Here is a 14,659-nt window from a genome sequence, read left to right as displayed (position 1 = left end):
TTAATTGTACATTTATTCTTCAGAGTCAGAATTCTCATCTTCAGCCTGAGGTGCTGTATTTCCGTCTTCAAGGTTACCAAACAAAGACTCCATTCCTTCCTGAACTTCTCCTTCAATATCCTCTACATCTTCCATACCTTCAAGTTCTTCAGAGTCATCTTCTACATCCTTATCCATTTCTACTTTTGCAATGGCTGCAATTTCGTCATTTTTCTTAAGGTTAATAAGCTTTACCCCTTGTGTATTTCTACCCATTACTCTCATTTCATCCATTCCCATTCTGATGGCAACACCCGATTTATTGATGATCATCAATCCATCTTCGTCTGTTACATTTTGAATAGCAATCAGATTTCCTGTTTTTTCGGTAATGTTTAGGGTAATAACTCCTTTTCCTCCTCTGTTCGTAATTCTGTAGTCTTCTACTGCAGTTCTCTTACCATATCCTTTTTCAGATACAACAAGAACTGTTTCATTTTCTACATCATTCACAACAATCATACCAATAGCTTCATCGTTGTCTTCCATAGCAATACCACGAACCCCAATAGAACCTCTACCTACTTCTCTTACTTTTTCTTCAGGGAAACGGATACATTTACCATTTTTAGTTGCGATCATGATCTGAGAAGAACCATTTGTAAGGTAAGCTCCTAATAATTGGTCATTATCTCTAATTTCAATAGCATTTACCCCATTTACTCTTGGTCTTGAATATGCTTCTAATGAAGTTTTCTTAATAGTACCGTTTTTCGTTACCATTACTACACTCATCTGATTTACATATTCAGAATCCTTCAGGTTATTGGTTCTGATATATGCTTTGATTTTATCATCCGGCTCAATATTGATAAGGTTTTGTACTGCTCTTCCTTTTGCTGTTTTTGAACCTTCAGGAATTTCAAATACCCTTAGCCAGTAACATCTCCCTTTTTCTGTAAAGAACAGCATATATTGGTGATTTGTTGCAGACACAATATATTCAAGGAAGTCAGAATCCCTTGTTGTAGCCGCTTTGTTTCCAACACCACCTCTACTTTGAATTTTATATTCTGAAAGTGAAGTTCTCTTCACATATCCTGCATGAGAGATTGTAAGAACTACTGATTCATTTGGAATAATATCTTCAATAGACATTTCTCCTCCTGAATAATCAATTTCAGTTCTTCTTTCGTCACCGTATTTTTCTTTGATTTCGATCAGCTCCTCCTTGATAATCTGGAATCTTCTTGGCTCACTCGCAAGAATATCCTCCAAATTGGCGATCTCTTTCATAATTGCATCATACTCCTCACGAATCTTATCAAGCTCCATTCCTGTAAGACGGGCTAATCTAAGATCAAGAATTGCCTGAGCCTGAATTTCTGAAAGTTCAAATGCTTCGATCAAGCCTTCTTTTGCAGCCTGAGGATTAGCACTGTGACGGATGATTGAAATTGCTCTATCTAAAGAATCCTGACCTCCGATCACTTTCATGAATCCTTCAAGAATATGTGCTCTTTCTTTTGCTTTTTTAAGCTCAAACTGAGTTCTTCTTACGATTACTTCATGTCTGTGCTCTACGAAGTGATGGATGATATCTTTAAGATTCAACTGCTCCGGTCTTCCATGTACCAACGCAATGTTATTTACGCTGAAAGAAGTCTGAAGTGCTGTATATTTATATAAAAGGTTCAGAACTACGTTCGGGATCGCATCATTTTTCAATTCATAAACAACGCGAAGTCCTTTTCTGTCTGATTCATCTCTGATCTCATGGATACCAGGAATTTTCTCATCTTTCACAAGTTCTGCAGTTCTGGCGATCATTTCCGCCTTATTTACCTGGTAAGGAACTTCTGTTACGATAATTGCATTTCTGTTTCCGATTTCTTCGAAATTAACTTTCGCTCTCAGAACCACTCTACCTCTTCCGGTATGGAAAGCATCTCTTACTCCGTCGTATCCATAAATGATACCTCCTGTAGGGAAATCCGGAGCAATAATATGCTGCATTAACTCATCAATGGTAATTTCTTTATTATCAATATAGGCACAGATTGCATCTACTGATTCTGAAAGATTGTGTGGCGCCATATTGGTTGCCATCCCTACCGCAATACCGGAGGCACCGTTTACTAAAAGATTGGGAACTTTAGTAGGCATTACAGTAGGTTCCTGTAAGCTGTCGTCAAAGTTATTCTGGAAGTCAACAGTTTCTTTATCAAGATCAGAAAGAACCTCATCAGAGATTTTTTTCAGTCTTGCTTCGGTATAACGCATTGCTGCCGGCGGGTCACCATCCATGGAACCAAAGTTACCTTGTCCATCTACCTGAGGATAACGTAAACTCCAATCCTGAGCCATTCTTACCATCGCGTCATATACAGAAGAGTCTCCGTGTGGGTGATATTTACCCAAAACGTCCCCAACAATTCTCGCAGATTTTAAATATTTTCTATTCGAAAAAACCCCTAGTCCATACATACCATAAAGTACTCTTCTATGAACGGGTTTCAAGCCGTCTCTTACATCCGGTAGCGCTCTTGAAACGATAACCGACATCGAATAATCGATATAAGACGACTTCATTTCATCAACAATGTTGATAGGAATCAGTCTTTCTCCTTCTTTTTGCATAAACAAATTTATTATAATGATTGCCAGACCCTTAGCTGGAAGTCTGAAAATTATTTATTTTGAATTTTTATTAACGGGCTAATTTACGAAAAAAATGCCGATTTTTGCCCTAGAATTTATCCACAAAATCTTAAAAATTCTTAAAATATGAGCGTATTAAGTATAACTTTCCATTGCACGAAAAATAATCTGGAAGAATGGGAAAATTATATTGATGAAACCCTGATTTTAATGACCGAAAATCTAATGGATGTCGATAAGTATATTCTGTCTGAAGTTCATAGTGATTATATTGACGAAGGAAAGAACTATAATCTTCTTTTGATCTTTGATAATGACGAACTGAGAAATGATTTTCTTGAAAGTGAACTGAAAAATATAGCTGAACGAATTGAAAACAAGTTCGGGCAGGAAGTACTGATCTTCGACACGCTTCTGAATCCGAAAAAATCGAGGTTTTAATCATAAAAAACACAAAAGCACTGAAATCCTCAGTGCTTTTTTTATCTAATCTATTATCTATGAAATCCGTTATGATGGCCTCCGCCTCCACGGTGATAATATCCACCATGATGGCCACCACCATAAACATATACTCTTTCTGTATATCCGTGGCCGTACCCATAATATCTTGGCCCGTAATATCCATATCCATGCGTTCTGCCTCCATAATATCCATCAACTGCACAAGATGACAGCGTGAGTATTATTGCTATGACTCCAAGAGTCTTAAGCATTGTTTTCATTTTTTCAACTTTTGGTTCTGTATTAAAATAATCAATGTTAATGCCAAAATATCCAAAAAAACATCTTATTTCAAAATAAAAAACACTCCTTTTTAAGGAATGTTTTTTATCATATTTTCTTAATATCCATTTCTTTTTTTCACCTGTCCGGGAGCGTAATCTTTTGCACTTCCACCATATATTTTTTTAGCTTGTCCCGGTGGAATTTTCCTGGTCTGGTAATTTCCTCCATTATCATATGCTACGCAAGAAGTAAAAAGCATGGACATGATGATCAATGCTCCTGTAATTTTAAATATCGTTTTCATTATTTCTACTTTTCCAACTTAATGAATAACAATGTTCAGGCCAAATTGTTTAGAGCTTAAGGTGTACATCAAAGTTTAGAGCCGATAGTTTAGAATACAACTACTTTTATACTTTTGATTGTTCATCAGATAATTTCGCTTCGTTTCTCCATCATGACAAGGTCTTTCCATTCACCGTTGAGTTTTCCTATTTTTTTGCGTACGCCTACCATTCTAAAGCCGTTTTTCTGATGAGATTTGATTGCCATTTCATTTTCAGAAAAGAGATTGGTTTGTAATGTCCAGAATCCGTGGTCTTCGCTATCCAATATTATCTTTTTAAGCAGTACGGAACCCAATCCCTTTCCTTGATATTCATTATCAAAATAAATGCTTACCTCAGCCACACCTTTGAAAGCTTCTCTTTTGCTTACCGGTTTAAGGGCACACCATCCCACCACTTCATTATTTTCATTTTCCAACACCCAGCGGCAATCATTAAAATATTCCATACTCCATGCTTCAGCAGTGGGAACTTCTGTTTCCAAGGTGGCAATACCACCTTCTACTCCCTGTCTGAAGATTTCCAGCACTCTGGCTTCGTCATTGGGAAGCATTTCTCGTAATTCGTAATTCATAGGATTAATGATATTTTCTTTTGTATTTTCTTTTTATTCGGGCATAATGGGTTTGTTTGCTTTTCTCATCCTGAGAGACTACACTTATATTCCCGTCCACCTCCAATACGGATAATTTAACATTTTTGATATCTTCGATACCATGTTCTCTAATGGCTTCTTCCAGTTCATTTTCGGTAATTTTAACCCGATTTAAGGCTGTTTGATCTGCAACTCCATCTCTTATCAAAATAACGGGTTCATCCTGCATAAAGGCTTCAAAGGAACGATTGGAGAACATCAGTCTTTTTAAAATAAAATTGGCTACAAATAAAACCAAAGCAGCAATCAGACCTCCCTGTAATGAAGTATCCGGTCCTACCATTGCGTTCTGTACTGCATTAGAAATTAAAAGCAACAAAACAACATCTCCTGCATTAAGCTGAGAGAGCTGGTTTTTACCAAACAAACGAATAGCGATTACCATAAAAAGGTAAACACAAAGGGAACGAACCGCAACGTTGAGAATAGAATCCACTTTTTTTTATCTACTCAAATGTATTGATTTTTTGGTATTGATGAGAAATGTATTTCTTTTATTATAGAAGAATACTATGCGTAACTATCCGGAATATATTATGAATAATCCTCTATTATTACTCTTCCTGCCAGTATTCAAGGTCTTTGGGTTTTTGAATTGGAATTCTGCCTTCCCATTTGGGAACTACAAATCCTTTAGGGAGTATCTATTTAGGTGACATTAATCTTTTCTGCTCATCATTAAATCTTCCCAAACGAAAGCGCATTACCCGATCATGCTTCTGTTTATTCACAAAATAGATTTCTCCTACAACAAAATCCCCTCCTGTATCTTTAGGAATTACCACAATCATTTGATAAAATTTCCCACCTTATATTTAATAAATAAATTATTCAGAATACTTTCTTTGAAGAGAGTCTAAATCAATGCCTATTATATCTTTTTTATATTGGTCTAATTTTGATTTATTTTCTTTTCTCCCTTCTATATAAATTGAGTTTTTATCAAATCCTATTGTTCTAAACCATTCAGAAGCTTCCAATCTCATCTTAGCAATTTTGAAGGTTTTAATAACAACACCTGTCAAGTCAAATTAAATTGTAAATAATTTGAACTTTACAGAAAATAAATATATTTTAAAGAGTCTTTTAACTTTTGATTAATTGGTAACATTTTTAAATCTTCGTAATTTATTTTTTCGGAGTTATGATAAATATTTTTTTCATCATTACCTATAATCATATATTTATTGACATTAGTTTTAATTGAATCAACTTTAAACTTATTTCCATCTGCATTTTTTAATTTGGCATATCCAGCATATCCATAATAATAAATTTCATTTTTATACTTAAAATAATTACTCTTTGCTATTAAAGAAAAGTATTTTGATTGAAATTCAGTAAGTACGAAAGGATAATCACTATATTGACTTCCTTTGTTCATATAAACATGATTCTTATCTTGATAAAAAATATCTTTTTCAGATTCGAAATAACTTTTAATGTCTAATAAATTACTCATAGGCATCAAATTATTATTAACATCAAATATGGAATCTTGTAGAATAAAACCTTTCTTTTTTTGAATAATATTTTCATTCTTTCCTACCTCAAGGACAATGTTTTCACTCTTTATAAAAATATTATTATTTGAATCAATATATAAATTATTCTTTATTCTTTTTAGTTTGCTTGGTTTAATTATATCGTGTTGTTCATTATAATAAACAGTCTTATCATTGCATGATAAAAACAGTAATAATAGAACAACAATTAATTTCTTTTGACTTTCCATATAGCTATTTCTGTATTTGCTGTTTTATCTTTATTATGACTTGCCGAACCATCCCAGTTATTTTTTGTCATATCTAATAAAAATTGATCAAGATCTTCATAGGACTTATAATCTCCTCGATCTTTAAGTTGATCATAAATTTTAAATTTTTTCACGCAAAAATTTGATGCATCAATAACTAAAAGAAGAACATGATAACCCTTAAGTATTGAGAAATAGTACACATGATATCCATTTCTGCTTTTCATTGTTTGATTAACGGAATTTGAAATAACTGATTCTTTACCTTTTGCAAAATTACTAGGTTTTGTAATTCCGCCTGTATCAAATGAATATTGACCAATTATTACTTCATCTTTTATGAAACCTTGGGATTTTAATGTTCTTGCTCTTGTGTATGAATTTTCTCCTCCATAGTTCTTGATAACTGTAGTAGGAGTATCTAATAATTTTGAAATACCTTTATCTGCAACTCTAAAGCATACTTTATCTTTTTGAATTAATGTTGCATTTTCCTGCATTAGTTTATTAACTTCCTCTTCCGAAAAAATGTCATTGTCTCTATTTGTAAACTTTAGCTGAATAGTATTTGAATCTTTTCCATTAATTTTTACTTTAATAGATGGATTTGTTACATTAGTATTACAAGTAATATATGTCTTAATTATCCAACCTTCTTTAGCTTCAAAATTTGTCGTGCTAAGAGTAATACCCGAGGAAGGTATTAAAGTCACTTCACTTTTACTATTAGACCAGCTTGTCTTCCCACTTAATTTAAACTCAACAAGGTTTCTTTGTCCCAATGGTAATCCTGATGAAATACTACATCTTAATGAAATAGTAATAGAAATATCAATACTCGGTTTCCCAGGTTTATATGTTCCAACTCTATTGCTTGTTTCCATTTGATATTATTTTTTTTGGACTATTCAATGTCAATTTTCCTTCCGTAGCTTCAACCCATTTTGTTTCAGTAGTTTCAACTAATTTTTTACCACAAATAACAACTTCTTTATTTGTGGTTCTGATAATCATATCTTTTGATGTTTTGATAATTGCCATATTAAAAAAGATTTGATTTTTCACCACTATTCCACTCAATGGTTTTAGAACTTTGCATAATCATATTATCCTGAGTTGTACTGATATCGATAGATCCTGAAAAAGTTTCTGACCTGTTAGACTGCCTAAGAATAATATTATCCACCATTTCTGTTCGGTTATTTGACATCTCCATTCTATTTCCTATAGCTGTTTCTGCAATATCATTGCCCGCTGAAATTGTAATATTATTTCAACAGTTGTGCTTTGGTTATTTCCAATACTCGTTGTCATATTCTCACCCACATTAATATTCATATTCTTACAGTTCAATGTTATTGTCTCAGGAGCGGTAATCGTAATATTTTTTCCTGCAGTATCGATCAGTATTTCGTTTCCCGACTTGTCGGCAAGGATTATACTTGTTCCTTCTGTAAGAATAATGCGTTGTGCATCCTTGTTCTGGAACGATCTCACTTTATTCTCAATCCCGCCACCCAAAGCAACACCACCATGAAACATTCCGCCCATTACGAAAGGACGATCTGGATGATTATGAACAAATCCCACCATTACCTGATCTCCTACTTCAGGAATGGCTACAAATCCTCTGTTTTGAGTAATCTGACCTGTACCACCTGCATCAGGGCTCATCACCCTTATAAAATCTGTAGTTTCATTAAGCTGCCATAGGAACTTTACTTGTACGCGTCCCTGTCCTAGCGGATCTTCGTTAGAAATGACCACTGCCGGCTGAATTTCTGCAAAAGGAACTGTAAATTCCGGTTTGGGCATATATCCCGTATCGGAAGCAATGGCTTCAAAGCTTCCTTTATAATGACCTAAAGTATCGATCTCGTGGGTAACTTGTGTCATCATGAGTTTGGTGAAATACCCCGTTTTGTTGGAATCAGGTTTTCTCAGATAAAGATCTGCTGTGCAGCCGGGATAAAGAAAAGGCATTGTGGTATCACCGGATACTACAAATACATCAACACCTTTGCTTCCCCATGCCGCTGTTTGAGAATTTACCACATCCATATCAGTAGCAGCCCTGATAGGTGCCGACTGAAGAGAAGGTGTTTTGAAAATACTTTCATTGTTTGCATAAGAAGTCTTGGCAAGATTTCCCATATGCTTTATTGGAGTTTCTCCTGAAGTCAGCATGGTATTTTTGCTGCTGTTATAGCCGTAATAACCGGGCTGGGTATGAAGAGCTCTGAGCTCGGTATGGATATTTGAAGCATTACTTCCGCTTATCAGCTCAAGAGGAGGAGCCGGAGTTGGCATATTTCCGAAATGAAGCACTTCTCCATCATAATAGAATTGTTCACCATAAGCTTCTGCCAATCTGCATAGATAATTGTAATGCGTTTCACTGTATTGGGAGCTGTAGACAATTTGTGAAGACGCTTTGGCATTGACTCGGAAGTCATACCAAAACGGGTCTATCCCCTGTTTAATCACCTCATCTGCAATAATCCCCGTATTCACAGGTTGTGCTCCTCCAAAGCTCTGGGTATGCGGTGCACCATCTAAAAGAATGGTAGGACTGAAACCTTTTAAAACAATATTTCCCAGACTATGAGCTTCCTGGCTGAAACCTACCTTGGTTATAATCCCTACAAAAACCCTCTCCGGACTGCTTTTGGTTTCAACATCTTTGTAAGTAATTTTGATGGTAAGACGTTTTCCTAAAAATGCATTAGCTTCTTCCAGCTGATGTCCCTGTCTTTCAGGCAAAGCATCATGAGCTAATGTTAACTCAAATTCGTGATGGGTGACAGCGCTTTGCTTTAATTTGAAATGTTTAAAACTTGAAATAATCTCACCGTTGATAATTGCAGATAGCTTAACAATACGATTGATTCCTGCTGTACTATTTTCTTTAACCGCCTGAGCGTTATCAGGAGCTTTGTATCCATCAGTAAAGGATACACGTTCTGAGGTTGTGTTTTTTTTCATGTTGTGTTTTTTGTGTTATTCAGTATGTAATTATCACAAATGTAGGAAATATCATAACAAATAAGAGACCAATTTCGTTAAAAAATTCTCTCACAATCCTTTACCAAGTAGGCTTTGGTACACTTTTGGTTCTTCAAAATTAATATCTGATTATGGCAAAGTCTCTTTTTTTCTATTTAAGTTGTATTGTATGTTTTGTCTCTTGTAGCACAACCACATCACCATCCATTGAACAAAAACATATTTCTGAAACAGTTAACAAGCTGTATAATCAATATGGATTATCTAATGAAGCGATTTATAATCAACCCATTTCCAATGATCTATTTTCTCCGGAATTGAAAAATTCTTTAGAAACCGCCATCAATGCTTCAAAAGCAGATATTGAGAAAGTAAAAAACAGTGATCATCCGGATGAAAAACCGTTGATTTTTGAGGGGGCTCTATTTTCAAGTTTGTATGAAGGATATACCCATTACACCATCAAAAGTATTACTATTCAGGATAAAACAGCAGAAGTCCTTGTTCAGTTTGAATACAATATGGTCGCTCCAAAGGTATTGTGGACGGATTCTATACAATTGACTGATTCTGGTAAAGGATGGAAAATTGATAATATTGTTTTTGATAAAAAAGCTAGTCATTCCAAGGATCTTAAAACGAGTCTAAAAGATTTTATTCAATATTCAAAACAATAAAAAACCGCTTAAAAAAGCGGTCTTATTTTTTACGGACATTGAACGATTGGAATATCGCTGCAAATTACTTTATTCGCCCATTCGCAAAATGTACAGTATTTTTAGGCTCTCCTCCGTACACTGACTTCAAATCTACTTTAGTCAGTTTCTTTAAATTTTTCATATAGTTCTAATTTTATGGTTTTGTAAAATTAAAACGAATATTATTATCTATTATTACAGATTAATGCTTACAATTTTCATTATTTACACTTTTCAACCCAATATATTAGTCTACTGATATTATCGATTATGGATTTCAACGGTAACAGGCATCACATAGGTGTAAGCCACCATGTTGTCTGTCAATTTATTACGATCTACTCTATAATCCAGCTCGCTCAATACGGTTTCAATTTCTTTACTCACTGTCTTACAATCGCCATTGGAATGAACATTCACAATTTTCCCGTTTTTAGCAATATCAAATTTTACCACTGAATTTACCGTCCCTTGTTTATATTCAGGATTATCCAGATCAAAATTGGCTATTAATTTATTTCTTATATCACTAAAGGTTTCGCTTTTGCTTAACTGAATTGCCTGGATGGTATTTTTATCTGTGGTTTGTGCTTTAGCCTGGTTCATCACAGTAACGAATCCGGTAACGAAAAGTGAAGCCATTAATATTTGAATTTTATTTTTCATAACTACCTGGTTTTAAATGTTATAATAAGTTTATCCTTATCTTTTAACCAAAGTTATTAAAAATAATTCATATTAAATTTACTTTCAGTTAACATTGAGTTAACATTGAAACGTAAATATATGACTATCAGATTATTATATTTTAAAAATAATTGAAAATTTAACATTGGAATTCTATTTATTCCATTAAATATTAAAAATTTGAGCCTTTTATCTCCTATTTTCTGAGTAAATGAATGATATTGTTAACGAAAAATGTAAAGCAGTTTTAAATAAATAATCTTATCTATCCATATTAAAGACATGGCAAGCCAAGAAGATCCATTTCCGAGCTCCACAACAGATTTACTTTTCCTTTGGAATCGGTTTCAAAAATGGCTCTTTCGGGAAACTGGCAATGAGAGCCTGATTTTGTATCATACCATTTAAAATCATCATAATAGGTGAAATACAAGTTTTTATAATTTCCATAAACAATTGGGTTGTAGTTCCCAAATCCATAGTTGTTTTCTGTACTTTCTTTAGCTGCTGATTTTTTGATAGATCGATTGATTTCCAAATAATTATGACCATATTTTAGTGGAATAGCTTTTTCTGAAGCAATCAGTGGATTTCCAATAACATTTTTATCGACATTCAGGATGTAAGCAATATAATCGTTCCCGCACTCTGTGGAATGGAAAACCACTCGTTTTATGGAGCATTCCTGAAAAGATCTGGTTCCATAAACAAAATAAGTGTTCTTCATTTCTTTTTTGAAGACCTCTTCAAACCTTTTATTATAGTACAACCGTCCTACAGATAAGGTATCATAGTATTTATAATCCTTCATATCCTTCCCATATATCCAGGGAATGGAGTCTTTGGTCAGAAAATTTTCATATTTCCTTGATAATGGTATATCAGGATCTCCAAACTGAACAGGAAGACAGACTGCCATATCTTTGCCAGTAAGCTGATACACCCCAAAGACTGTATTTCTATCCAATTGATATTCCGGTTCTATAATTATACTGTCCTTTTTTTGAACCATTGTTTCTGAAATTACAGTTCCTGATTTCGCTTTCTTACAGGATAAAAGAAGTGGAACTACTGCCAGGATGATGTATTTTTTCATGATTAAATGTTTGATTTGGCTGGGATAAAAATAAAAAAAGAATCTGCTTTCGCAAATTCTTTTGTATAGGTAAACTAATCTATTTTATTCCAATTCCCTCTTCAAAAACTTTCCGGTCAAGCTCTTCTTAGACTTCACTATTTCCTCAGGGGTTCCTTGTGCAACAATCTGGCCACCATATTTTCCTCCTTCCGGCCCTACATCGATGATATGGTCTGCAAGTTTAATGACATCCATATTGTGTTCGATAATAATGAATGAGTTTCCAAGTTCTACCAATTGATTGATGGCATCCATCAGGATCTTAACATCTTCAAAGTGCAATCCTGTTGTAGGTTCATCAAGGATGTAAAGGGTATTTCCGGTTTGCTTTTTGGAAAGTTCAGTTGCTAACTTAATACGTTGTGCCTCTCCTCCTGAAAGGGTTGTCGATTGCTGTCCAAGCGTAATGTATCCCAACCCTACATCCTGTAATGTCTTTACTTTGGCAAAGATCTTTGGAATCGGCTGGAAAAATTCTACGGCTTCATCAATCGTCATATCCAATACATCAGAAATAGATTTTCCTTTGTAACGAACTTCAAGGGTTTCTCTGTTGAAACGTTTTCCGTTACAGGTTTCGCAGTGAACGTATACATCCGGAAGAAAGTTCATTTCAATCACTTTTAATCCTCCCCCCTGACAGGTTTCACATCTTCCGCCTTTTACGTTAAATGAGAATCTTCCCGGTTTGTAGCCTCGAATTTTACTTTCAGGCAATTCTGCAAAAAGGTTTCTAATGTCTGTAAACATTCCGGTATACGTCGCTGGATTTGAACGGGGCGTTCTTCCGATTGGCGTCTGATCTACATCTACAATTTTATCAATATTATCAAGACCTTCAATTTTTTTATAAGGTAAAGGTTCCTGAACGGCTCTATAGAAATGCTTATTAAGGATTGGGTATAATGTTCCGTTAATCAAAGATGATTTTCCACTTCCTGAGATTCCTGTTACTACAACTAGTTTTCCAAGGGGAACATCCAGTGTTACATTTTTCAGGTTATTTCCAGTTGCTCCCTTCAGAACAATATTTTTTCCGCTTCCTGCTCTTCTTTCAGCCGGAATTTCAATTTTTCTTTTTCCATTAATATACTGAGCGGTAATGGTATCTGCCTTCAGAAGATCTTTTGGTTTTCCCTGCCAAAGGATTTCTCCTCCAAATTTTCCGGCTCTTGGCCCAATATCCAGCACCTCATCAGCTTCCAGAATCATGTCTTTATCGTGTTCTACTACTAAAACAGAGTTCCCGATATCTCTAAGGTTCTTTAAGGAATGAATCAGTCTTTCATTATCTCTCTGGTGAAGCCCGATGCTTGGTTCATCCAGAATATATAATACATTCACAAGCTGAGATCCGATCTGTGTTGCCAAACGAATCCTTTGTGATTCTCCTCCTGAAAGGGTTTTTGAACTTCTGCTTAAACTTAGATAATCCAACCCTACATCCAATAGAAACTGAAGTCTGGTTTCAATTTCCTTTAGAATCTCATGAGCGATAATTTTATTTTTCTCAGAGAATTTATCTTTAACATCTGCCAGCCATTCTTTTAAATCTGCTAAACTTAAACCATTGACCTCAGCAATATTCTTTCCGTCGATTTTAAAGCTCAAACTTGATGGCTGAAGACGAGTTCCACCACATTCCGGACATGTTTCTTCTGTAGTGAAATGTCTTTCCAGCAAATAGCTTCATAAGATTCTCTTTCATCAATAATTTCTTCCATGAAAGCAATCAATCCATCAAAACTGATTTTGATCTTCTTGGTGATTCCTGCATATTTCAGGTCTTTATTGAATTCTTTATGACATCCATTATAAATATAGTCCAATGCTTCTTCCGGAATATCCTGTAATGGTGTTGTCATTCCCAATCCGAAGATCTCAAGGATATTTTTAATCTGAGCCAGAATCCATTTATTAGATTTGATATCTTCTAACGGTAATAAACCTCCCTGATTGATGGATAGTTTCGGATTATCGATAAAGTAATCTGTATTGATCTTTTTGATCGTTCCCAATCCTTTACAGGCCGGGCAGCTTCCTTTTGGAGAGTTGAAAGAGAATGTATTCGGTTCCGGTAATGCCAGGGAATGACCTGTTTCGGCATCCATCAGGTTTTTGGAGAAATATTCAATATCTGTACTTCCCAATTTCTGAATTCCGATGATTCCCTCGCCCATTTCCATTGCAGTACGCAGAGATTTTTCCATCCTTCCTTCGGAGGCACTTTCTCCAATAATCCAACGATCGATCACAATATCAATGTCGTGGGTTTTATAACGGTCAAGTTTTAAATCATATTCAATATCCTGTAATTCACCGTCAATTCTTGCCTGGCCATATCCTTTTTTAGCCATCTGGACGAAAAGCTCGTGATAATGTCCTTTTCTGGAACGGACAACAGGTGCCAACAGCATGATTTTTTCGCCTTTGTAGTTTTCTTTAATCGTATCAAGGATTTGATCTTCAGTATAACTTACCAATTTTTGTCCGGTAGACAATGAATAAGCATCTGAAACTCTTGCATACAAAAGACGCAGGAAGTCATACAGCTCTGTAACCGTTCCTACGGTAGAACGTGGGTTTTTATTGGTTGTTTTCTGCTCAATGGCAATTACGGGTGAAAGTCCTTCAATTTTATCTACATCCGGACGCTCCAATCCTCCTAAAAACTGACGGGCATAAGCAGAGAATGTTTCTATATAACGACGTTGACCTTCTGCAAAAATAGTATCAAAGGCCAATGAAGATTTACCACTCCCGGAAAGTCCGGTAATTACTACCAGTTCGTTGCGTGGAATTTTAACATTAATATTCTTTAGATTGTGTTCACGTGCTCCGTAAACTTCTATATATTCTGTTGATTTGCTCATAATTTGGAGTGACTTTGCCTGAAAATCACGACGTGCAAAATTACGGAATTTTTATGGATTTTTTTTCATTTTGAAAGGGTTAAAATTTTCATAACAAGACTTTGTTTTGTTGAATACCATCATCATATTT

At 34.9% G+C, this 14,659-nt stretch carries 17 protein-coding genes and 1 pseudogene; 2 read left to right on the top strand and 16 right to left on the bottom strand.

Annotated elements, in window-relative coordinates; genetic code table 11:
* Positions 1–12: 12 nt before the first annotated feature.
* Positions 13–2,619 carry a DNA gyrase subunit A gene (gene gyrA / locus QWZ06_RS12240; RefSeq protein WP_290298379.1) on the bottom strand — a complete coding sequence of 869 codons (2,607 nt, stop codon included), beginning with the start codon at positions 2,617–2,619 and terminating at the stop codon, positions 13–15.
* Positions 2,620–2,766: 147 nt separating this feature from the next.
* On the opposite strand from gyrA, the gene QWZ06_RS12235 reads away from it, so the two are divergent.
* Complete coding sequence (locus QWZ06_RS12235; RefSeq protein ID WP_290298377.1) at positions 2,767–3,081, top strand: DUF4286 family protein; 315 nt, start codon at positions 2,767–2,769, stop codon at positions 3,079–3,081.
* A gap of 53 nt (positions 3,082–3,134) precedes the next feature.
* Here the strand turns inward: QWZ06_RS12235 and QWZ06_RS12230 are convergent, their stop codons facing one another.
* From QWZ06_RS12230 to QWZ06_RS12180, 11 genes are all read right to left on the bottom strand, one after another.
* Positions 3,135–3,365, bottom strand: a complete 231-nt coding sequence (locus QWZ06_RS12230; RefSeq protein WP_290298376.1) for a hypothetical protein — start codon at positions 3,363–3,365, stop codon at positions 3,135–3,137.
* A 119-nt stretch (positions 3,366–3,484) separates the two neighbouring features.
* Positions 3,485–3,673: a quinol oxidase subunit 4 gene (locus QWZ06_RS12225; protein WP_290298375.1), complete on the bottom strand. Its 189-nt coding sequence runs from the start codon at positions 3,671–3,673 to the stop codon at positions 3,485–3,487.
* 125 nt (positions 3,674–3,798) lie between these two features.
* The gene (locus QWZ06_RS12220; RefSeq protein WP_290298374.1) at positions 3,799–4,290 is read right to left on the bottom strand and encodes a GNAT family N-acetyltransferase; all 492 of its coding nucleotides are present in this window, start codon (positions 4,288–4,290) and stop codon (positions 3,799–3,801) included.
* 4 nt (positions 4,291–4,294) lie between these two features.
* Positions 4,295–4,807: a DUF421 domain-containing protein gene (locus QWZ06_RS12215; protein WP_123911312.1), complete on the bottom strand. Its 513-nt coding sequence runs from the start codon at positions 4,805–4,807 to the stop codon at positions 4,295–4,297.
* A 208-nt stretch (positions 4,808–5,015) separates the two neighbouring features.
* Complete coding sequence (locus QWZ06_RS12210; RefSeq protein WP_290298373.1) at positions 5,016–5,162, bottom strand: hypothetical protein; 147 nt, start codon at positions 5,160–5,162, stop codon at positions 5,016–5,018.
* A 36-nt stretch (positions 5,163–5,198) separates the two neighbouring features.
* Positions 5,199–5,357: a hypothetical protein gene (locus tag QWZ06_RS12205; RefSeq protein WP_290298371.1), complete on the bottom strand. Its 159-nt coding sequence runs from the start codon at positions 5,355–5,357 to the stop codon at positions 5,199–5,201.
* A 68-nt stretch (positions 5,358–5,425) separates the two neighbouring features.
* Positions 5,426–6,106, bottom strand: coding sequence for a hypothetical protein (locus tag QWZ06_RS12200; protein WP_290298369.1), 681 nt, complete (start codon positions 6,104–6,106; stop codon positions 5,426–5,428).
* Positions 6,085–7,011 (bottom strand): hypothetical protein, encoded by a 927-nt coding sequence (locus QWZ06_RS12195; RefSeq protein ID WP_290298368.1) that lies wholly within the window; start codon positions 7,009–7,011, stop codon positions 6,085–6,087. Before QWZ06_RS12195 ends, QWZ06_RS12200 begins: the two co-directional genes overlap by 22 nt.
* Positions 6,995–7,168: a hypothetical protein gene (locus QWZ06_RS12190; RefSeq protein WP_290298366.1), complete on the bottom strand. Its 174-nt coding sequence runs from the start codon at positions 7,166–7,168 to the stop codon at positions 6,995–6,997. Before QWZ06_RS12190 ends, QWZ06_RS12195 begins: the two co-directional genes overlap by 17 nt.
* A gap of 1 nt (position 7,169) precedes the next feature.
* Complete coding sequence (locus QWZ06_RS12185) at positions 7,170–7,337, bottom strand: hypothetical protein (protein WP_290298364.1); 168 nt, start codon at positions 7,335–7,337, stop codon at positions 7,170–7,172.
* Positions 7,338–7,351: 14 nt separating this feature from the next.
* Entirely contained in the window at positions 7,352–9,112 is a 1,761-nt protein-coding gene (locus tag QWZ06_RS12180; protein WP_290298362.1) for a type VI secretion system Vgr family protein, read from the bottom strand.
* A gap of 152 nt (positions 9,113–9,264) precedes the next feature.
* Here QWZ06_RS12180 and QWZ06_RS12175 point away from each other — a divergent pair, with 152 nt between their 5' ends.
* Positions 9,265–9,810 carry a hypothetical protein gene (locus tag QWZ06_RS12175; RefSeq protein ID WP_290298361.1) on the top strand — a complete coding sequence of 182 codons (546 nt, stop codon included), beginning with the start codon at positions 9,265–9,267 and terminating at the stop codon, positions 9,808–9,810.
* Positions 9,811–9,874: 64 nt separating this feature from the next.
* Here the strand turns inward: QWZ06_RS12175 and QWZ06_RS28185 are convergent, their stop codons facing one another.
* The 4 genes and pseudogenes from QWZ06_RS28185 to uvrA form a co-directional block, all read right to left on the bottom strand.
* A complete protein-coding gene (locus QWZ06_RS28185) occupies positions 9,875–9,973 on the bottom strand; it encodes a bacteriocin-like protein (protein WP_435384120.1) in 99 nt (32 codons plus the stop codon).
* A 119-nt stretch (positions 9,974–10,092) separates the two neighbouring features.
* Complete coding sequence (locus QWZ06_RS12170) at positions 10,093–10,497, bottom strand: hypothetical protein (protein WP_290298359.1); 405 nt, start codon at positions 10,495–10,497, stop codon at positions 10,093–10,095.
* Positions 10,498–10,792: 295 nt separating this feature from the next.
* Positions 10,793–11,614: a hypothetical protein gene (locus QWZ06_RS12165; protein ID WP_290298358.1), complete on the bottom strand. Its 822-nt coding sequence runs from the start codon at positions 11,612–11,614 to the stop codon at positions 10,793–10,795.
* 84 nt (positions 11,615–11,698) lie between these two features.
* A pseudogene (uvrA, locus tag QWZ06_RS12160) lies at positions 11,699–14,529 on the bottom strand (excinuclease ABC subunit UvrA).
* Between the last annotated feature and the right edge of the window lie 130 nt (positions 14,530–14,659).

This window comes from Chryseobacterium tructae (assembly GCF_030409875.1).
GTDB lineage: Bacteria > Bacteroidota > Bacteroidia > Flavobacteriales > Weeksellaceae > Chryseobacterium > Chryseobacterium tructae.
The sequence above is the reverse complement of the archived record's forward strand: the minus strand, read 5'-3'. Positions and strand labels throughout refer to the sequence as shown.